The sequence below is a fragment of the Dellaglioa kimchii genome (assembly GCF_046115505.1).
Taxonomy (GTDB): Bacteria; Bacillota; Bacilli; order Lactobacillales; family Lactobacillaceae; genus Dellaglioa; species Dellaglioa kimchii.
Genome location: NZ_CP170736.1, coordinates 925,666 through 944,816 on the forward strand (window position 1 = coordinate 925,666; position 19,151 = coordinate 944,816).

Here is a 19,151-nt window from a genome sequence, read left to right on the forward strand (position 1 = left end):
CCCGTTTTTCTTTATTTTTATTTCAACTATCGTTTGAATAGGATACACTATATCACAATTGACATTCTTTGACCATTATTTTACTCTGTATAAATTTCAGGTTTCAAAACGCCAATATATGGTAAGTTCCTATATTTTTCAGCATAATCTAATCCATAACCAACTACAAATTCATTTGGAACTTCAAATCCTGCATAATCAACGTTAACAGTCACTTTACGACCTTCTGGTTTATCCAACAATGAACAAACTTTAACAGATTTTACATTTCTATTGTTAAACAGGTCGATTAAGTACGCTAAAGTTTGACCTGTATCCACGATATCTTCAACAATAATCACATCTCTGCCTTTAACATCAATATCTAAATCTTTGATAATCTTAATCTCACCAGTTGATACGGTACCATCCCCATAGCTCGAAACATTCATAAAATCAACTTCTGCATAATCTGCAACATTTTTAGCAATATCAGCCATAAAAAGATAGGCGCCCTTTAATATACAAACAAGCAATGGATTTTTGCCTTGATAATCAGCGGTAATCTGTTTTCCTAATCGCCGAGTAACATCTTGAATTTCTTGCTCACTGTAAAGAACTTTTTTGATATCTTCATCCATACACTTTAGCCTCTTCCCTGACCTTGTTTTTTTAAAACGATTATGTCTTGTATTTTATCAGTTTCAACGGTGTCTGACAATTGAGATTTTTTATAATTTATTAACCAAATGATTCGCTTAGTATTAGTTTCTAATACCCAAGCCTGATTACGGTCATTGCTACTTATTTTTTGATCAATAAATATTTTTTTTATTTTTTGTTTTGCACTATTCCCTATGTCGATATAATCGCCTGGCAATCGATGTCTCAAGCTAAGCCCCTGTTCAACAATAGCGTGATCAACCATCATATAATCTTTTATAGTTACTTCATCTAGATTAATCTCTTCAGCTTTAAATACGCCAATTTTTTCATTATTATTTAAATTAACCCATAAATTCATACCAAGTATTATTTTTTCAGAAGTACTTTCAATTATTTTATCTTTTTGAATGAAATCCATATACTCATATTTTTTGACAAATAATTGATCATTGCCTAAATTAAGTTCGCCCTGCGGTTTTTTTTCATTCAGCAGTAATTGACTAATTTGCTGTATTTGGTCTTCTTTCAAAAAAACACCATGTTCTTCAGCGATTTTTTTTAATATTGGTTTTTGCCACTTTGTTTCTAATGCTGCCCATTTTTTAATTTTAAATCCTGAAGTATCTTTGATTTCTTTTATTTTTTCACCAATTGCCTCATCTGCTAAAGCTAATAGGCTCGTTAACTGATCTGCATAATTTTGTGCATGCTTAATTACTTGTTTATTATTTTCGATCATTTTCGGTATAATTTCTTTTCTAACTCGATTTCTAAAAAAATCACTTAATTGATTCGTTTCATCTTCAAAAAAAACAACGTTTTCATGCTTTGCATACTGCCGAATAGTCTGTTTTGTAAACGAAAGTAACGGTCTAACTAACATCCCTGGTCCAAATGGTCTAGTTTGACTAATACCCGTTAACTGTCTGATATCTCCGCCACGAATTCCTTTCATAACAAGTGTTTCGAGCTGGTCATCTGCTTGATGCGCCGTCATTAACGTTGCATAAGTTTCTGATACCATTACTTGCTCAAAAAAATCATATCTCATTTTGCGCGCTGCATTTTCAATACCATTTAATCCATGTTCATGTACTGGCCAAACTTTTTTATATAATTTAAATTGATTATCTAAACAATATTTTTCGATAAATTCAGTTTCAATACGGCTCTGCTCTCTTAACTGATGGTCAATGTAGGCAACACCTATCTCAGGCCGAATTTCATCTGGTAATCGTTGCAATAAATCCATGAGGACCATTGAATCAACACCTGTTGAAACAGCAACCAGAATTTTTTCAGGACTACCAAGTAGCCGATATTGAGCTTCAAATCTTGTATTCAGCAAAACTTTTCTCCTTTTTTCATTAAAAAAAGAGTGGTTTAAAATTTTCATTTCAACCACTCATCTTTAAAATTCGTTATTAATTACGTCGGCCACCACGGCCACCGCGCTTACCTTCAGTACTTCTCTTTAATGAAACTAACCGATCTTCACTATCTTTCAAGAAACCTGACAACAATGAATCAAAGTCATCTTTTTGAGGTTCAACTTTTTTTGTCTGATAGCGATTCTTACCACCATTTGATGGACGAGAACCATTCGATGCGCGAGTATCTTTATTAAATGTTTTCTGTGGACGAGATTTTGTTTCTGTTACTTGAGGTTTATCAACTGCTTTTCGTATTGATAAACTTATCTTGCCATCGTCGCCAATGGATAAAACTTTAACTGTGACTTCATCCCCAACAGTTAGTGCATCATGAATATCTTTGATGAATCCATCAGAAACTTCACTAATATGTACTAATCCTGTTTTTCTGTCACCCAAATCAATAAATGCACCGAAATTTGTAATTCCTGAAACTTTACCTGAAACTTTCTCTCCGACTTCAATAGACATAAAAAAGTTGTTCCTCCTTAGATATATATACCATGCTAGTATACCACGCTATAAACCTTGATACAAAGTTAAATCATGGACAATTCTATCCCTGCTTGATTAGTTTTTTAAATTTGCTTTATCGCTAGGAAAACTATAGACAGTTTCACCTTTTTTAGAGAAATAATATTTTTCACGAATTAATTTTAATAAATAATCGTTATCATTTAATTGTTTAATTTGAAATTTAAGATCTTTTTGATTTGCTTTAGCCTTTTTTAATTTCGTTTGTTCAACTGCTGTTTCCTGCTTATAATGTGCAACCTTAAGCTTGGTTGAAATTAACTGTACGCTGAAGAAAATGATTATAATTATTAAAACAGCTCCTAATCCGATCAGACGTCGGCGGTGAATAGTTGCCACTCGTTGATCTTTTTTTCTCTCTGTTTTATTAGCTTTCATAAAATCATTATCTAAAAATTTAATTTTCGATTTATTATCGGCCATCTTGTCTCCTAACCCAATAAAGGACTCCAATTAAAAATCGATAATTATCGACTTTCTTCTGTATAAACTTCAGAAACAACTTCATATAAATCGATTGATTCTGCTTTTTTTGTTGTTTCTTTAAGTGCCATAACTCGAACAGTCAACGTTTTATTACCAAATTGAATAGTTAATTCATCCCCAACAACAACATCTGTTGAAGATTTTGCAATTTTATCATTGATCGTAATTCGACCCTTATCTGCAATTTCTTTTGCAACTGTACGACGTTTTATAATACGTGACACTTTTAAAAATTTATCTAATCTCATTAGTTAATCCCCTTTATTTATCTTATAAATTTTTTTAAAATACGTTTCCCAAATGGAAAGCTTAGCCATTCTCGAATAGAAAATAATTTCCATTTAACTGCTAAACCACCAAATATACCAGCACCAATAGATCCAGAAATGAGTGCTATGACGCCACTCAACAATCGCTTGTCACTCGTCCAATTGATTAACTGATTATCTAATAAATAAACCACAATTCCCATAATTACACAAATTAAAGTTAATTTCATCATAAATTTGGGATCAATTAGTAACTGTCTAATCTCACTGGGTGACATAATCCACATGGCGATTAATACAAGTAATAAACTTAAAATTGTTGCAATGCTTGCTCCTACTGTCCCTAATATAGAAACTAGGTAAAAATTAATACTCATTTTGAGTAACAATCCGATGATCAAAGCAATCACTGACGTACGATACAATCCCAGACTCTGTAGAACACTATTGTATGTTCCAATAACTGCTGCTAAGAAAATACTAAACATATAAACCGATAATGTGCCATTTTGAAGTTGATCTCCAAATAAAGCTTGGTTAACAAGCGGCATAACAGCAATCAGTCCGATGGTTGCCGCCATCGATAATGCCACCGTTATGTGCACTAACATCCCAGCATATCTTTGAAAATCCTTTTTTCGATCTTCACGACGGGCCGATGCCAAAGACGGCAATAACATCGAAGAGAACCCAACAGAAATAACTAGTCCAAGTTGTACTAAGGGCTGCGCGCGGTCATAAACTCCCTTTAATGATTTTGCAATATTGTTTGAATAACCAAAATGTACTAATCCATTTTTCACTGTGAATGAATCGATTAATTGTAATAACACCATCATTGCTGCAAATAGACAGATAATAAGTCCTTCCGAAAATAATTTTTTAGAGGTTATCAGTAATCTTTGCCAGTTTATTTGAAGCCTAATCTTCCTAAATTCTGCCCTGAAAAAGTGAATAAAAGAAAAACTTGCGCCAATAGCACCAATGGTTGCCCCGAACATTGCCCATGCTCCCATCGAATATAATGACATGTTATTTTCAACTGCAATATACGCCGCTAAAATAATGAGACCAACACGTAATAATTGTTCAACAACTTGTGAGACAGCAGTTTTGTTCATTGCAAAAATACCTTGATAATAACCACGTCCCACTGCTAAAACAGGTAAAAATAAGAACATAAATGAAACACTTTTAATTAAGCCCGCTAACTGTCGATCACCCATAGCCGTCGCAATCCATGAAGATCCTAATTGTAAGCCAGAAAAGATTACTAAACTAAATATACTCAAAACAATAAATATATCATGAGATAATTTTATTTTATCTTCTTTTGAGGGCTCTTCAGCAATTAACTTACTAATGTAAACAGGAAATCCAGTTAAAGCAAAAGTCATCCCTATCCCATAAATAGGATAAACTTGTTGATAAATGTAAAAGCCCGTATCTCCGACTAAATTTTGGAATGGCACTCGGTAAATGGCACTCAAAATCTTGGCAATTAGTGAGGCAATCGATAGAATCATTGCACCACGCATTAAATGTCTAAGTTGCTTATTTCCCATATCATTTCGATTCCTTTTTTATTAGTTAGCTGCAGTTACTGATCCAACGGATTCGCTTAACGCTTGAACAAAGTTTTGTAATTCAATCAACCAGTCAGTTTCAGTCATCTTAGGTTGAATCACTAGAATCACACGCATTTGTTTGCCCTGTGGTTTTAATGATGCTTTTAATTTTGTCGCTGATAATGCCTTGAAAATTGCTTCCGTACCCAGCAAAGTCGTTCCTTTTTCTGAAACAGAAACAATTAACTGATCTTTATCTTTTTTAATTTTATCAACTAATGCCTTATCGGCAAATAATTTAAGTAAGCCAATTTCCATTAAGTTATTCACTTCAGTTGGAAATTCGCCGAAACGATCAATTAAATCACCTTGTACTTCTAAATATTGATCATAATTATCAAGTTGTCGAATACGTTTATAAATTTCAATTTTTTGACGCTGATCATCAATGTAAGATGATGGTAAATAAGCTTCAATATTAATGTCAATTTCAGAATCTGATTTAGGCTCAGCTTTTTTACCTTGTTTTTTATTCACAGCCTCCGTCAACATCTGTGTATATAAATCATATCCAACAGAATCAATGAAGCCATGTTGTTGTCGACCCAATAGATTTCCTGCTCCACGAATAGATAAATCTCGCATAGCAATTTTAAATCCAGAACCCAATTCGGTGAAGTCTTTGATTGCTTCTAAGCGTTTTTCACTCACTTCAGTCAAAACTTTATTAGGTTTATACATAAAGTAGGCATACGCAATTCGACTACTACGGCCAACACGACCACGTAACTGGTACAATTGTGCCAATCCCATGTGGTCAGCATTTTCGACAAATAATGTATTAGCATTAGAAATATCTACACCCGTTTCAATAATTGTCGTCGTTACTAACACATCATAAACACCTTGGATGAAATCATACAAGACATTTTCTAATTGGTTTTCAGTCATTTGCCCATGGATATACGCAACACTGGCTTCAGGAACCATAATCTCAATTTCTGAAACTACTTTTTCAATATCTTCAACTCGATTATGCAAATAAAAAACTTGTCCACCACGTTGAAGTTCACGTTGTATCCCATCTCGAATAGTTCCACCATTTTGTTCCATTACATAAGTTTGAATTGGGTAACGGTTCAATGGTGCCGTTTCAATTACTGATAAATCGCGAACCCCAAGCATCGACATATTTAGTGTCCTTGGGATTGGCGTTGCCGTTAATGTTAAGACATCAACTTGAGACTTAAACTCTTTTAGTCGTTCTTTATGTTTCACACCAAAACGTTGCTCTTCATCAACAATTAATAATCCTAAATCGGCAAATTGAATATCTTTTGATAAAATTCGATGTGTCCCAACGACAATATCTAACGCGCCGCTAGCCATCTTATCAGTTGTTTCTTTAAGTTGTTTCTTTGTTCTAAAACGAGATAAAATCCCGATTTCAACTGGGAATCCTTCGAATCGATTAATCATTGTTTCGTAATGTTGTTGTGCTAACACCGTTGTAGGCACTAATAAAGCAACCTGTTTATTATCTTGAATGGCTTTAAAAGCGGCACGCAGCGCAACTTCTGTTTTTCCAAAACCAACATCACCAATCAGTAAACGATCCATTGGTTTCTTTTGTTCCATATCATGCTTAATTTCATTTGAACTTCTAATTTGATCTTCAGTTTCAGAGTATGGAAATGCGTTTTCAAATTCCATCTGATAATCGTTGTCCTTTGAAAATTGAAATCCAACTTCTGCTTCACGTTCAGCATACAATGCAACTAAATCATCCGCAATGTCTTCAATTTTAGCAGCAACTTTATTCTTTGTTTTGGTCCATTCAGTACCACCTAATTTGTTAATTCTAGGCGACTTAGATTCAGAAGAAACATACTTTTGAACCATGTTTAATTGGGTCACTGGAATAAATAATTTAGCTTCATCCCGATAAGAAATTGTCATATAATCTTGATGCTTACTATCGACTTCTAATGTTTCCATTCCGATAAACTGTCCAATACCATGATTAACATGGACCACATAGTCTCCTGGTTTTAAATCTTGATAGCTTTTAAGTCGTTCTGCATTCGCTAAAGTTTGGCGTTTTGGACGTTTTTTTGTGACTTTGTTAAACATCTCATGTTCTGTCACAACAACTAAGTTAGCCATTGGCAATTCAAATCCAGCTTGTAAGTTGCCTTCTACTACCTGAACTTTCCCCAACTGTAGGCTATCCAAAGTCGTCATGATAGAAGGAATCTCAAAATCATCCAAGGTTTGTGAAACTTTATCAAGTCGTTCTTTATCTTGAACCATAACAATAATAGTCTGTTTCTTTTTTAACCAACGATCCATTTCTGTTTTTAATAATGGCATTTGGCTAAAAAATTGTTGCATGGCATGCCCTGGTACATCAATCAATTGGTTAAATTTTAGATGACCCATTCCTTTTTGAAAATGCGCCAGAAATAATTCAGCATGTGATTCATTTTTCAACAAATCTCGTAATTCAAATCCAAAAACACTTGTAGACAAAACTTGATGTGTTTTTAACTTATCTGCCATCCAGTTATCTTCATCTAGCCTAAGCGTCTTCTCAGCTTCTAATAATCTTGGATAATCGTCCATTACAACTAAACCATTGCTACCCAAGTAATCTAACAAACTTGTTTTACCTTGATAAATAATATCGCTAAATAATAAATGTTCCGGAGCCAAACGACCTTTTTCAAAATCACTCATAAGTGGCATAATATTTGATTCTAATCGCTCTTGATCATCATTATCTAATCGCTTATATTCAACACCATACGCTTTTTTTAATGTTTGACTAGCTTCAAATAACATAGTATCAGTCGCAATAAAATCAGTCGCGGGTATAATTTGAATCTGGTCCACATTCTCTAAACTTCGTTGATTAGTCACATCAAAATAACGTAATGAATCTATTTCCGTGTCAAATAAATCTAGTCTAATTGGATTTTCTACGGTTAATGGGTAAATATCCAAGATAGAACCACGTACAGCAAAATCCCCAGGACGTTCAACCAACTTTTGACGTTGATAGCCCATCGTAAAGAGTTGAGTTTCCGTGGCTTTCAAATCAATATCTTTTCCAACAGCTAAGTTTAACGTTGCTTGTTTCCATGTCGAAACAGGTGCTAGAAAACGTCGTAACCCCGAGATTGATGTCACAACAATCTTTGGTGTCCCTTCTAATAGGGCTTGAAGCGTTTGGACACGTTCACTTTTAGATTCTGGTGAACTTGTTGCCAGTTCTGCAGCTAATAATTCTTCAACTGGGAATGTAAGCACATCTTCTTCATCAATAAAGTTAGTTAAATCTTCATTTAATTGTGTTGCATGAAATAAATTATCTGTCACAACCAACATAGATCTTTTTTTATCTTTAAAAATAGTAGCTAACATCAATGTTTTAGCTGAACCCGTTAGTCCAGTTAACAATTGTCTTGTATTAGGTTCAATATTTGTTAGCCAGTTATCTACACCAGGAACAGTCTGCATCATTGCTTCTAAATTCATTATTCTACCCTTTACCCTTTTCTAAACAGCTTTTTCTTATTTATGGTTATACTTGTTCATCGTATTCATAAAATCATCTGTTTCCAACCAATCCTCGATTGCTAAAGTTGCTGTATTAATGGCATCACCTAAATCTTTTTCTTGGTTTTTAGAAAATTTCGTTAATACCCAATCTACGACAGAAACTTTGTCTGGATGATCAATACCAATTTTAATGCGTTTAAATTCTTGTGTTCCTGTATGTGCGATAATACTTTTTAAGCCATTATGTCCGCCAGCCGATCCTTTTTGACGTAATCGAATCCGACCAACTTCTAAATCAAGGTCATCATTCACAATAAGGATATCTGAAACATCAATTTTATAGAAATCCATCAATGGTCTAACAGCTCGACCTGAATCATTCATATAAGTAGAAGGTTTTACTAAGACAATTTTTTCACCATTTAGATTAAAAGATGCCACTTGTGCTTCATACTTGCTAGATCCAAAATCGGCATTATGTTGTTTTGCAAATACATCTACTGTAGCGAATCCAACATTATGTCTTGTTCCATCATACTTTTGTCCAATATTTCCTAAACCAACTATCATTTTCATTTTAATTTCTCCTTTAAATAAACGCAAACATCTGGGCAAGTTTATTCAACTTACCCAGCATTTCGACCCTATTCTTTTCTTTCAACTATTATACCATACTAGATTTATGAAAATTTTATGAAAGAACTCTCTCATCTAGTATGTTTTTTCACAAACAAACATGTTATAATTATTCAGTAATAATTATAGCTCTGAAAGGATGAATTATTTTGACAAAAACAGAAAATCATCAAAAAGTTATCTTAGTCGGCGATGGCGCCGTAGGTTCTAGTTACGCATTCGCAATGACACTCCAAGGTGTCGGCGAAGAATTCGGTATCATCGATGTTGCGAAAGATCGCACTGTCGGAGATGCTTTAGATTTAGAAGATGCAACACCATTCGCATTTCCTAAACGTATCTACTCAGCAGAATACTCTGACTGTGAAGATGCAGATCTTGTCGTTATCACTGCTGGTGCTCCACAAAAACCAGGTGAAACACGTCTTGACCTTGTAAACAAAAACTTAAACATCTTGAAGAGTATCGTATCTCCAATTGTTGAATCTGGATTTAAAGGTATTTTCTTAGTTGCTGCTAACCCAGTTGATATTTTAACTTACGCAACAATGAAATTCTCTGGTTTCCCTAAAGATCGTGTTATTGGTTCAGGTACTTCACTTGATACTTCACGTTTACGTGTTGCTTTAAGCAAATTAACTGACATTACAGATCCTCGTTCAATCCATGCTTACATGATGGGCGAACATGGCGATACAGAATTTGCTGCTTACTCAGCTGCAACTGTTGGTGGTCTTCCATTCTTAGATTGGGCAAAAGCTAACAACATTTCTGATGATCAACTTGCTAAAATTGAAGATGACGTTCGTAACAAAGCTTACGAAATCATCAACAAAAAAGGCGCAACATTCTACGGTATTGGTACAGCATTAGCGCGTCTTTCAAAAGCAATTTTGCGTGACGAAAATGCCGTATTACCTGTTAGTGCATACATGGACGGACAATATGGTTTGAACGATATTTATATCGGTACACCAGGTGTTGTTAATGGCCAAGGTCTTGCACAAATCATCGAAGTACCTTTAAGTGATGTTGAATCTAAACGTATGACTGATTCAGCTGCTACTTTGAAACAAGTATTAAATGATGGTCTTAAAGCATTAGGTGAATAATTCTTAATTATTTTCCAAAAAAGGAACGGAAGACATTCTTCCGTTCCTTTTTTAATACAATTTTAATAGTCAAATTACTGTTAAAAAGCTTTTTTTATGGTATTATAAAAATGTAAATGAGAAAAATTTAATATTTGGAGGCGCCTATATGTTATTAAATACTTTAGTTAAACCATTAAAAGAACTAACCACCGTCCGTGAAAGTGTCACACTTGAAGAAGCACTTACGGTCCTAGAAAATTCTGGGTTCCGTTGTGTACCAATCTTAGATGAAACAGGTCAAATTTTCCGTGGTAATATTTATAAAATGCATATTTATCGTCATAAATCACAGGGTGGCGATATGTCACTTCCTGTTACTTATCTTCTTAAAAATGCGACTAAGTTTATTTCATCTGATTCAGCTTTCTTCAACGTTTTCTTTTCAATTAAAGATTTACCCTATATTGCTGTTTTAAATGAAAACAACTATTTCGAGGGTATTCTAACACATACACGTCTTCTAGATATGTTATCTCAATCATGGAATTTTGATGTTGGTAGTTATGTCTTAACTGTTATTTCAGCCGGCGAACGTGGTGATTTAGTTGATATGGCTAAAATCATTACAAAATATTCATCAATTGCTAGTTGTATGACTTTAGATGTTAAAGAAGGCGAATTATTACGCCGAACATTATTCACATTACCAGCTGGTGTAAATCAAGAAAAAGTTGATAAAATTGTTGATAACTTAGGGCGTAAAGAATTTATTGTTTCTGAAATTGAAGATTTACGTAGTTAAACAAAAAAACAGACCTTTTCAGGTCTGTTTTTTTAATGCATTCTTTTATCAAAGTGAATAGCACGATCTAAAACGAGCATTATTGGTGCTGTAATTGTCATTATTACAAATTCAGATAATGCTGTTGTTCCGTAAGTAGGCCAGAATGGTAAGTTCGCTGTAATGTTCAACATAATAGCGATTAAAAACATGGTAAATGAGAAAACCATAATATTTAAAAGCATTTTTTGCCACATTTTCTTAAACTTAGGACTAACAAAAATCACAATTAAAAGACCCATGATTGTTTGTACGCCCCCAAAAAGAACATCTAACGGACTGCTGTAAAAGAGATTAAATAAGATAACCCCTAATGAAACACCCCAGATATATTTCTTATTAAAAAGTACTAAGTGATTCAATCCTTCTGATAGTCGAAATTGAATAGCACCACTAGCCATGTTCACCATTCCTGGAACAACTGCCAATACAATATAAAGTGCAGCAATTAAACCATTAATGATTACCTGGTTTACACGATTATTTTTTGTCATTATTAATAGACTCCCTTAGTTTTTTAGCGTGGGATGGTTACGAACCACGTTTTTTTATGTCTTTTTACTGTTTATTTTTCTTTATGTATTGCTGAAACAAGTCCAACACTCATTCTAAGCGCATCATCAACCTCAAGCATACTTTTTTTCGATACATGCGTGATACGATCTTTTAGGCGTTGCTTATCAATTGTGCGAATTTGCTCCATTAGTATAACTGAATCTTTTTCAATACCATCTCTACTTGCTAAAAGTCCAACATGTGTTGGCATTTTAGGCTTCTGGATGCGCGCCGTAATGGCGGCAACGATGACTGTCGGACTATAACGATTCCCAATATTATTCTGGATAATGAGAACAGGTCTCATACCGCCTTGTTCAGAACCAATAACGGGTGATAAATCTGCATAGAATATATCACCACGTATGATACTTTCAACCATCTTATCCCAACTCTCTACATAATTTGAAGGTGCAATAACACTTCATCTTCAGATCCTTTAAAATCATTACAGATTTCACTATTCAATTGTCCCATTTCTGAGTAGCCATCAATTAACTCATCCATCGTTTTTTTATGACTTAAAATAGAGTTAAATATTTCGCTGTCATTCAAAGCCTCATTGGTAATCGAATAATATGCACAGTAATCGGCTATATGACTCATTGCTACTTTCTCATTTTTATCCATCTGCACTTCCCCCATAGAATTACAATCTACAGATAGTTTACCATAGTAAACTAAGCAAATAAATATTAATTTAGATAGATATGTGGTACTCGTCCTGAAAGTGCACAGATCATTTCATAATGAATTGTCTCAGCGTACGTTGCAACATCTTGTGCTGTAATCATTTCATCACCATCTTGGCCAATTAAAGTTACTTTTGTATCATTTGGCATTTCATGTGGCAATCTAATCATTAATTGATCCATGCAAACTCGACCAATTATTTCACAAAATTGACCGTCAACTAACAGTTTAAAGCCTTGCATCTTTCGGGGCATACCATCTGCGTAACCAATTGGTACCGTACCAACCCATTCGTTTTCTCGAGCTTGGTATGTAATACCATAACCAACTGAATCACCTGCATGAATTTCTTTCACATAACTTAATTCAGATGTTAACCCAAATGCTGGTTTTAACGCATAGGGTAATTTTAATTCGCCACCAGATGGATTTAATCCATACATTGAAATACCCATCCGAATCATATTGCCATTGCAAGCTGAGTGCCATAAGCTCGTTGCAGAATTAGAAACATGTACATAACGAGGTCTATCAGAAACCACTGACATTAATTCATTAAATTTTGACATCTGTTTTTTGAAGTATGCATCATTAGAAGAATCTGCTGTCGCAAAGTGAGTAAAGACCCCTTCAAAGTTTAATGTATTTTGATGACTTCCAAGGAAGTTAATTGCCCCTAAAAACGGTTCTGATTCTCTAAAACCAATACGACCCATTCCTGTATCCAATGCTAAATGAACAGCTAAAGGAGCCAATTTTTCTTCACTCAGCAACCTATTAGCTTCTTGTAACCAACTAAGTTCTGAAACAGTCGCAGATATTTTGTTTTTTGCCAGTAACGGTGCATATTCAACTTTCGTTAATCCCAGAATCAAGATAGGTTCAACAAATCCGGCTTCTCGTAATGCTAAAGCCTCATCAATTATTGCCACACAAAAACCTTTTACACCAGCATCTTTTGCAACTTTAGCTACTTCAATTAATCCATGACCATACGCATCAGCTTTAACAACAGCAAAAATAACCGTCTCATCTGTTAATGTCTTTTTTTCAGCTGTAATATTTGCCTTAATAGCTGCCCTATCTACCACGATTTGAGTTGGACGATGATAACCTACAACCATTTTTACATCCCCTATTCTTGATTTTCTAAAATAACTTCAGTCATAACTAAATTATTCGTATGTGAAATTGAAATAAAGCCATTACCCTCAAAAGGGTGTTTTATAATTATCGGTTTACCAATTTCATCATTTAATATTTCAACATCTAAGAAGCCAACTTTATCCCCTATTCCCGTTCCAAAAGCCTTACTATATGACTCTTTGGCGGAAAATCTTCCAGCAATAAATTCATCCTTACGGCTACCCTTTAATTCATCAAACTGTTTAATTTCATTTGTTGTGAGAATTTTTGTTATAAATTGTTCATGTTGTTTTGCCAACTTTACTACTCGATCAATATCGGCTATATCAACACCAATTCCATAAATCATATTATCACCTATTTCTTTTCGTTGATATCTTTGTTAAGTTTATCAAATTTATTCATTTTCTGCACTAAAATCGTTTATATTTCATCTATCAATATTGTAAGAATAGTAATATTAAACAAAAAAAGAGACCTAAATTAATAGGTCTCTTTTCAATATTCAAATTAATCTTTTGTTCTGATTGTGAAGTTACGTTTTGGTGCGCTACTTCCGTTTGAACGATTATCGTTCGAGCGGTTACCTTTGTAACCTCCGCCACCATTACCATTGCTACGACGGTCTGAGCTACCACTATTACTACGGCGATCGCTACTTCCGTTACGACGATCTGAACTTCCACCGTTACTACGGTTTCCGCCACCATTACGGTTGCCTTGGTAACCACCACCGTTGCCACCACGACGATTTCCACCGCCATTGCCGCTACGACGGTTGTTTCCGCCACCACCGCCACCCTTACGTCTAGGTAATGGGCGTTCTGGTGTAATCTTAACAGGTACTTGTGATGAATCATTTTTAATAACATCACTAAGCAATGCTGCAACTAAATCAGCAACATCAAATTTAGCCATTAATTCAGTGGCTTGTTTTGCATATTTTTTAGTATCAGTTTTGTTAACTAAAGCAGTAACGTCAGCGATTGCTGTTTCAATTTGACCAGCAAATGCTTCATCATCTGTAGGTGGTGTTAAAGCCACCATACGTTTCTTAGTTAATTTTTCGATTTGACGTAAGTAATCCATTTCATTTGGTGAAACAAATGTCAATGAAGTACCTTTATGTCCGGCACGGCCTGTACGGCCAATACGATGGACATAACTTTCAGGATCTTGAGGAATATCATAGTTAAAGACATGGGTAACCCCAGAAATATCTAAACCACGAGCAGCAACATCAGTAGCTACTAAAATATCAAGTTTACCTGATTTAAATTCACGTAAAATACTCATACGACGTTGTTGTGATAAATCACCATGGATTCCTTTAGCGTTATATCCGCGCATTTCGAATCCTTTAGCTAATTCATCAACACGACGTTTTGTACGACCAAACACGATTGTTTGTGTTGGGTTTTGAGCATCATACATACGTGTCATGATATCAAATTTTTCGAAATCTTTTGAGATTACGTAGAATTGATCAACTAAGTCAGTTGTTAATTCTTTTGCCTTAACAGTTACCAAAGTTGGATCTGTCATAAATCTTTCACCAATACGGCGAATAGCAGTTGGCATTGTAGCAGAGAATAACAATGTTTGACGTTCGTCAGGAACAGTTGTTAAGATACTTTCGATATCTTCAACGAATCCCATATCTAACATTTCATCAGCTTCATCTAAAACTAAAGTTTTAACATTACCTAATTTAACAGTACGACGACGAATATGATCTAATAAACGTCCTGGTGTTCCAACTAAAATTTGAGGTGCGCGATTAAGACTCTTGATTTGACGACGAATATCAGACCCACCATAAACAACTTGAACTTTAGCATGTTTTTCTTTACCTAAACGGTAAAGTTCTTCTTGCGTTTGAATAGCAAGTTCACGTGTTGGTGAGATGATAAGTGCTTGAACTTCATCTTTTGTTGTATCAATTGTATCTAAGATTGGTAAACCAAATGCAGCAGTTTTACCAGTACCTGTTTGTGCTTGTCCAATAACATCTTTTCCTTCTAAAGCCATTGGAATTGTTTCAGATTGGATAGGTGTTGCTTCTTCAAAACCGCTGCGTTGAACGGCCTTTAGTAGTTCATCGGATAGTCCTAATTCTGTAAATTTCAAGTATAAATTCCTCCTAATGTGTTTGCAAACTAACATGCTTCACAACACAGTTAAGAGTTCGTCGTCAATTACTGTCTTGTAAAGTTAAATTAATTTAAGTCTGACCCTTCATGAGTCACTATTTAAACTATAATAGCACCTTAAATAATATTAAGCAACTCTCTAATTACTTTGTAAGGCCGATAAAACGGTTTCTAAATGTACCCCATGGCTTCCTTTAATCAAAATAGAATCTTTTTCAGTACGTATTTTTAATAAATCTCGAACCATATTTTCTTTTTCATCTAAATCATAATAATGAAGATGCTGATCATCATACTTTGATTTTAATGCTGTTGCTAAAGATTTTATTTGTTCTCCATAAAGATAAATGCTTTGAATTTTTTCATTATCAAAACTATCAGCGAGGCTAAGATGCATATCGCTAGATTGCTCACCTAATTCAAGCATGTCACCCAAAACAACCATTCGATTACCTTCAACATCACTGTTTGAGAATGCTTTGATAACCGCTTTTGCAGCTGTTGGATTTGAATTATAGACATCACTTAAAATCGACTCACCCAAATGACCCCTAAGCCACTCTGTCCGATTCTTCGTTAAATCGAAATCACTAAGCGCCTTTACAATATTTTCAGGTGACACACGATAATGGCGACCAACTGAAATAGCAGCCATTGCATTATCTACGTTATACGTGCCAATCATTGGAATTGTAAAATTGAAATCAGCCATTTCTCTCACCTTAAAACTAGTCATTGTTTGATTGCCGACAACGTTTGAAACACTCAAGTCAGCACTCTCACCATGACCAAAGCCAAATGATTGCTGTTCAATATTAGAAACACGTTCTCTTAATAACGGTTCATCTGCATTATAAACTAACAAGCCATCTTCTTTCAGCCCATTCACAATTTCCATTTTTGCATCCGCAATTTTATCTCGCGTACCAAAAAATTCGATATGTGCTTCGCCAATCATCGTAATAACAGCGACATCAGGTTGTGCAATCCGACTTAAAAAGTCTAACTCACCAGGATGATCCATCCCCATTTCGACAACAACAACTTCCGTATTAGGTTCTATACTTAATAAGGTCATTGGTACGCCTAAATGATTATTGAAATTTGCTTCCGTTTTACAAACATTATATTGCTGACTTAAAATTTCTGTAATCATATCTTTAGTTGTCGTTTTACCGTTACTACCAGTCACTGCGACAACTTTAGGATTAATTTTATCCAAGTAGTGTTTTGCTAAATCTTGGTAAGCCTTCAATGTATCATCAACTAAAATAGCCGGAATCTCCGTTGGCATTGTATCTTGATGATCAACCGCCCATAATGTTGCCGTTGCACCATTATCAATCGCACTTTGGATATAATCATGACCATCATTTTCTGCCACAATAGGCACAAATAAGCTGCCTTCTGTCAATTGTCGACTATCAAATGAAACACTCAATATATTAATCGGTTCATCACTAATTTCGTTCTTGGCGCTAACTGCACTCGCAATTTCAGTTAATTGCATTTTCATTATATAAACCCTCGCATTCATATGACCATTAAATCTATTATTTACTATTATTTGCCTGATTTTTTTTCAATGCTAATTGTAATAATTCTTCAATTAAATCACTGTAACTCAGCCCAACAGCTTCCCATAATCTAGGATACATTGCATTTTTATAAAATCCTGGCATCGTTGTGATCTCATTTAGATAAATATCTTGGTTAGCGCTAATAAAAAAATCACACCTAGCAAGTCCTGATCCATCAATAACCGCAAAAGCTGTTTTAGAAAAACTAACTATTTTAGCCAATAATTCCTCGTCAAGTTCAACCGGAATTCTAGCTTCATGGTCTTCTTTCATTGCAAGTTTACGATCATAGACATCATCAAATGACAAAATTTCTCCTGGTACACTTGTTGCGATTTCTTCATTACCTAGTAATCCAATTTCAATTTCACGTGCTACAATACCTCGTTCTACAATCACTCGAGGACCAAGTTCAAAAGCATTATCAATTGCATATTGTAATTCAACACTATTATTTACCTGTGTAACACCAATTCCTGAACCCAAATTAGATGGTTTTACATACATTGGATAAAGTAATTCGCCCTCACATCTGGCAATCACACTTGCAGTATTATTTTCCCAAGACTGTGCATCAATTGCTTGGAATGGTACAACCGGAATTCCGGCTTGTTTAAAAAGTAATTTACTCATTATTTTATCATTACCGACAGCCGATGCTAGTACACTATTACCAACATAGGGAATATTCAACGTTTCAAGTAGTCCTTGGACAGTTCCATCTTCACCATTTGGGCCATGTAAGACAGGAAAAACCACACTATCTTCAGGGTCAAATCCATTTGGCAAAAATTTTATTCCAGTTGAATTTTCATGATTATTCGTTGCTTGTCTTTTTTCATCTGCTTCTCTAAGTCTTAAATTATCAACAAATTTAACAGGTTCGTTAAGTGTCTGACCTTGTAGCCAATCCCCTGTTTTCGTAATATAAACTGGAATTACCGAATAGTATTGGTAATATATCGCTTGTGTTATTTGAAAAGCAGTTGAAAGTGAGATCTCATGTTCTGCACTTTTACCACCATAGAGTAAATAAACTCGCATTCGTATTGCCCTCCATTTTTTGCACGTCCTATTGTACCATTCTTTTTAAATTCAACAAAAATAAAAAAAGATAACATAATAATACGTTATCTTTTTAGAATATAATGCTGTCTTCAAAAGCAGATTTGTTAGAAACTTCGATAAACCACTCTTGATCCACAAATCGATACTCCAAATTAGCAACTAACTTGGCACTTTCTGTCTCCAATGTTGGCTCATGCCACTTCATCTGAGAAACGTTATCTATCATAATATAGACAGGTAATATTAACTTCGTATTATTAATTGTGATCCTTGAAAAATCTAATATTACACCTTCAACAAATAATGGCATTAATTCTTCAACAATTTTTTTAGGTATCTTTTTCAACGCCATAGGACGTCTTCTAAACAGGCCATTTTTTTCACGATAGGATTGATTTGCATGTCTAATAGTTGATTTAGAAAAAACGTTATAAAATTGCGTTAAATAACGATAGTATATTTTTAATGCATCATTTGGTAACGTTAAAAAAACGTAGTCATTTTGTAATTTATAATAAAATGGTGATTGAATATGGGAAAATGCATGTCCCAAATACAAAAACTCTGCTACTTCTCTTGGTGTTATTAATTCTAAATCATCTTGACTATCGAAATCAATCCAACTTTGCTTTAACCCAACGGTCTTTTTATTCAAATAACGTGCAGTATCTTCTTCCCCGGTTACCGTGTTAAATCCTGTTGCGATGTCAATTTCATTTTCATAATCCACTGGGTTTAACGATAAAATATTAGTTGGTAATCTGGGAATGCTTGTTATGAAATCTTCTTTGGAAATCCCATATGATAAGATCAAATGAGAAACCGTTTCAACATGAACGTAGACTAAATTGTCTCTCACCACTATCATCCCCATTTTATAAAATAG

At 34.5% G+C, this 19,151-nt stretch carries 19 protein-coding genes and 1 riboswitch; of the genes, 2 read left to right on the top strand and 17 right to left on the bottom strand.

What is annotated here, in order from left to right; genetic code table 11:
• Nucleotides 1-80 precede the first annotated feature (80 nt).
• The 8 genes from hpt to pth all read right to left on the bottom strand — a co-directional run bounded on the left by hpt (nucleotide 81) and on the right by pth (nucleotide 9,075).
• Nucleotides 81-620, bottom strand: a complete 540-nt coding sequence (gene hpt, locus ACE83Q_RS04705) for a hypoxanthine phosphoribosyltransferase (protein WP_409021576.1) — start codon at nucleotides 618-620, stop codon at nucleotides 81-83.
• A 5-nt stretch (nucleotides 621-625) separates the two neighbouring features.
• Complete coding sequence (gene tilS / locus ACE83Q_RS04710) at nucleotides 626-1,993, bottom strand: tRNA lysidine(34) synthetase TilS (protein ID WP_409021577.1); 1,368 nt, start codon at nucleotides 1,991-1,993, stop codon at nucleotides 626-628.
• Between the two features lie 76 nt (nucleotides 1,994-2,069).
• Nucleotides 2,070-2,549, bottom strand: coding sequence for a S1 domain-containing RNA-binding protein (locus ACE83Q_RS04715; RefSeq protein WP_409021578.1), 480 nt, complete (start codon nucleotides 2,547-2,549; stop codon nucleotides 2,070-2,072).
• Nucleotides 2,550-2,648: 99 nt separating this feature from the next.
• On the bottom strand, nucleotides 2,649-3,035 hold the full coding sequence (locus ACE83Q_RS04720; protein WP_409021579.1) for an FtsB family cell division protein: 387 nt from the start codon (nucleotides 3,033-3,035) through the stop codon (nucleotides 2,649-2,651).
• Between the two features lie 44 nt (nucleotides 3,036-3,079).
• A complete protein-coding gene (locus ACE83Q_RS04725) occupies nucleotides 3,080-3,346 on the bottom strand; it encodes an RNA-binding S4 domain-containing protein (RefSeq protein WP_409021580.1) in 267 nt (88 codons plus the stop codon).
• 17 nt (nucleotides 3,347-3,363) lie between these two features.
• Nucleotides 3,364-4,932, bottom strand: a complete 1,569-nt coding sequence (locus tag ACE83Q_RS04730; protein WP_409021582.1) for an oligosaccharide flippase family protein — start codon at nucleotides 4,930-4,932, stop codon at nucleotides 3,364-3,366.
• A gap of 21 nt (nucleotides 4,933-4,953) precedes the next feature.
• Nucleotides 4,954-8,475 (bottom strand): transcription-repair coupling factor, encoded by a 3,522-nt coding sequence (gene mfd / locus ACE83Q_RS04735; RefSeq protein ID WP_409021583.1) that lies wholly within the window; start codon nucleotides 8,473-8,475, stop codon nucleotides 4,954-4,956.
• A 36-nt stretch (nucleotides 8,476-8,511) separates the two neighbouring features.
• Nucleotides 8,512-9,075, bottom strand: a complete 564-nt coding sequence (pth, locus tag ACE83Q_RS04740; protein WP_409021584.1) for an aminoacyl-tRNA hydrolase — start codon at nucleotides 9,073-9,075, stop codon at nucleotides 8,512-8,514.
• Nucleotides 9,076-9,284: 209 nt separating this feature from the next.
• Here pth and ACE83Q_RS04745 point away from each other — a divergent pair, with 209 nt between their 5' ends.
• Nucleotides 9,285-10,247, top strand: a complete 963-nt coding sequence (locus ACE83Q_RS04745) for an L-lactate dehydrogenase (RefSeq protein ID WP_409021585.1) — start codon at nucleotides 9,285-9,287, stop codon at nucleotides 10,245-10,247.
• 148 nt (nucleotides 10,248-10,395) lie between these two features.
• On the top strand, nucleotides 10,396-11,031 hold the full coding sequence (gene cbpA / locus ACE83Q_RS04750) for a cyclic di-AMP binding protein CbpA (protein ID WP_409021586.1): 636 nt from the start codon (nucleotides 10,396-10,398) through the stop codon (nucleotides 11,029-11,031).
• 32 nt (nucleotides 11,032-11,063) lie between these two features.
• Here cbpA and ACE83Q_RS04755 read toward each other — a convergent pair whose 3' ends face one another.
• The 9 genes from ACE83Q_RS04755 to ACE83Q_RS04795 form a co-directional block, all read right to left on the bottom strand.
• Complete coding sequence (locus tag ACE83Q_RS04755) at nucleotides 11,064-11,564, bottom strand: QueT transporter family protein (RefSeq protein WP_409021587.1); 501 nt, start codon at nucleotides 11,562-11,564, stop codon at nucleotides 11,064-11,066.
• 9 nt (nucleotides 11,565-11,573) lie between these two features.
• Nucleotides 11,574-11,618: riboswitch (PreQ1 riboswitch) on the bottom strand.
• A 17-nt stretch (nucleotides 11,619-11,635) separates the two neighbouring features.
• Nucleotides 11,636-12,007 carry a type II toxin-antitoxin system PemK/MazF family toxin gene (locus ACE83Q_RS04760; RefSeq protein WP_409021588.1) on the bottom strand — a complete coding sequence of 124 codons (372 nt, stop codon included), beginning with the start codon at nucleotides 12,005-12,007 and terminating at the stop codon, nucleotides 11,636-11,638.
• Between the two features lie 14 nt (nucleotides 12,008-12,021).
• Nucleotides 12,022-12,255 (bottom strand): hypothetical protein, encoded by a 234-nt coding sequence (locus ACE83Q_RS04765; protein WP_409021589.1) that lies wholly within the window; start codon nucleotides 12,253-12,255, stop codon nucleotides 12,022-12,024.
• A 65-nt stretch (nucleotides 12,256-12,320) separates the two neighbouring features.
• The gene (gene alr / locus ACE83Q_RS04770; RefSeq protein WP_409021590.1) at nucleotides 12,321-13,442 is read right to left on the bottom strand and encodes an alanine racemase; all 1,122 of its coding nucleotides are present in this window, start codon (nucleotides 13,440-13,442) and stop codon (nucleotides 12,321-12,323) included.
• An 11-nt stretch (nucleotides 13,443-13,453) separates the two neighbouring features.
• The gene (acpS, locus tag ACE83Q_RS04775) at nucleotides 13,454-13,813 is read right to left on the bottom strand and encodes a holo-ACP synthase (protein WP_409021591.1); all 360 of its coding nucleotides are present in this window, start codon (nucleotides 13,811-13,813) and stop codon (nucleotides 13,454-13,456) included.
• A gap of 161 nt (nucleotides 13,814-13,974) precedes the next feature.
• Nucleotides 13,975-15,594 carry a DEAD/DEAH box helicase gene (locus ACE83Q_RS04780; RefSeq protein WP_409021592.1) on the bottom strand — a complete coding sequence of 540 codons (1,620 nt, stop codon included), beginning with the start codon at nucleotides 15,592-15,594 and terminating at the stop codon, nucleotides 13,975-13,977.
• Nucleotides 15,595-15,756: 162 nt separating this feature from the next.
• Entirely contained in the window at nucleotides 15,757-17,133 is a 1,377-nt protein-coding gene (gene murF / locus ACE83Q_RS04785) for a UDP-N-acetylmuramoyl-tripeptide--D-alanyl-D-alanine ligase (RefSeq protein ID WP_409021593.1), read from the bottom strand.
• Nucleotides 17,134-17,170: 37 nt separating this feature from the next.
• Entirely contained in the window at nucleotides 17,171-18,241 is a 1,071-nt protein-coding gene (locus tag ACE83Q_RS04790) for a D-alanine--D-alanine ligase family protein (RefSeq protein ID WP_409021594.1), read from the bottom strand.
• A gap of 94 nt (nucleotides 18,242-18,335) precedes the next feature.
• A complete protein-coding gene (locus ACE83Q_RS04795; RefSeq protein ID WP_409021595.1) occupies nucleotides 18,336-19,124 on the bottom strand; it encodes a hypothetical protein in 789 nt (262 codons plus the stop codon).
• Between the last annotated feature and the right edge of the window lie 27 nt (nucleotides 19,125-19,151).

What these genes read in the sequence shown, in the direction of transcription:
- acpS (WP_409021591.1), bottom strand. Translation starts at nt 13,813, where the DNA reads ATGATTTATGGAATTGGTGTTGATATAGCCGATATTGATCGAGTAGTA.
- mfd (WP_409021583.1), bottom strand. Translation starts at nt 8,475, where the DNA reads ATGAATTTAGAAGCAATGATGCAGACTGTTCCTGGTGTAGATAACTGG.
- pth (WP_409021584.1), bottom strand. Translation starts at nt 9,075, where the DNA reads ATGAAAATGATAGTTGGTTTAGGAAATATTGGACAAAAGTATGATGGA.
- alr (WP_409021590.1), bottom strand. Translation starts at nt 13,442, where the DNA reads ATGGTTGTAGGTTATCATCGTCCAACTCAAATCGTGGTAGATAGGGCA.
- ACE83Q_RS04730 (WP_409021582.1), bottom strand. Translation starts at nt 4,932, where the DNA reads ATGGGAAATAAGCAACTTAGACATTTAATGCGTGGTGCAATGATTCTA.
- ACE83Q_RS04755 (WP_409021587.1), bottom strand. Translation starts at nt 11,564, where the DNA reads ATGACAAAAAATAATCGTGTAAACCAGGTAATCATTAATGGTTTAATT.
- ACE83Q_RS04720 (WP_409021579.1), bottom strand. Translation starts at nt 3,035, where the DNA reads ATGGCCGATAATAAATCGAAAATTAAATTTTTAGATAATGATTTTATG.
- ACE83Q_RS04790 (WP_409021594.1), bottom strand. Translation starts at nt 18,241, where the DNA reads ATGCGAGTTTATTTACTCTATGGTGGTAAAAGTGCAGAACATGAGATC.
- ACE83Q_RS04765 (WP_409021589.1), bottom strand. Translation starts at nt 12,255, where the DNA reads ATGGATAAAAATGAGAAAGTAGCAATGAGTCATATAGCCGATTACTGT.
- cbpA (WP_409021586.1), top strand. Translation starts at nt 10,396, where the DNA reads ATGTTATTAAATACTTTAGTTAAACCATTAAAAGAACTAACCACCGTC.
- ACE83Q_RS04760 (WP_409021588.1), bottom strand. Translation starts at nt 12,007, where the DNA reads ATGGTTGAAAGTATCATACGTGGTGATATATTCTATGCAGATTTATCA.
- hpt (WP_409021576.1), bottom strand. Translation starts at nt 620, where the DNA reads ATGGATGAAGATATCAAAAAAGTTCTTTACAGTGAGCAAGAAATTCAA.
- murF (WP_409021593.1), bottom strand. Translation starts at nt 17,133, where the DNA reads ATGAAAATGCAATTAACTGAAATTGCGAGTGCAGTTAGCGCCAAGAAC.
- ACE83Q_RS04725 (WP_409021580.1), bottom strand. Translation starts at nt 3,346, where the DNA reads ATGAGATTAGATAAATTTTTAAAAGTGTCACGTATTATAAAACGTCGT.
- ACE83Q_RS04715 (WP_409021578.1), bottom strand. Translation starts at nt 2,549, where the DNA reads ATGTCTATTGAAGTCGGAGAGAAAGTTTCAGGTAAAGTTTCAGGAATT.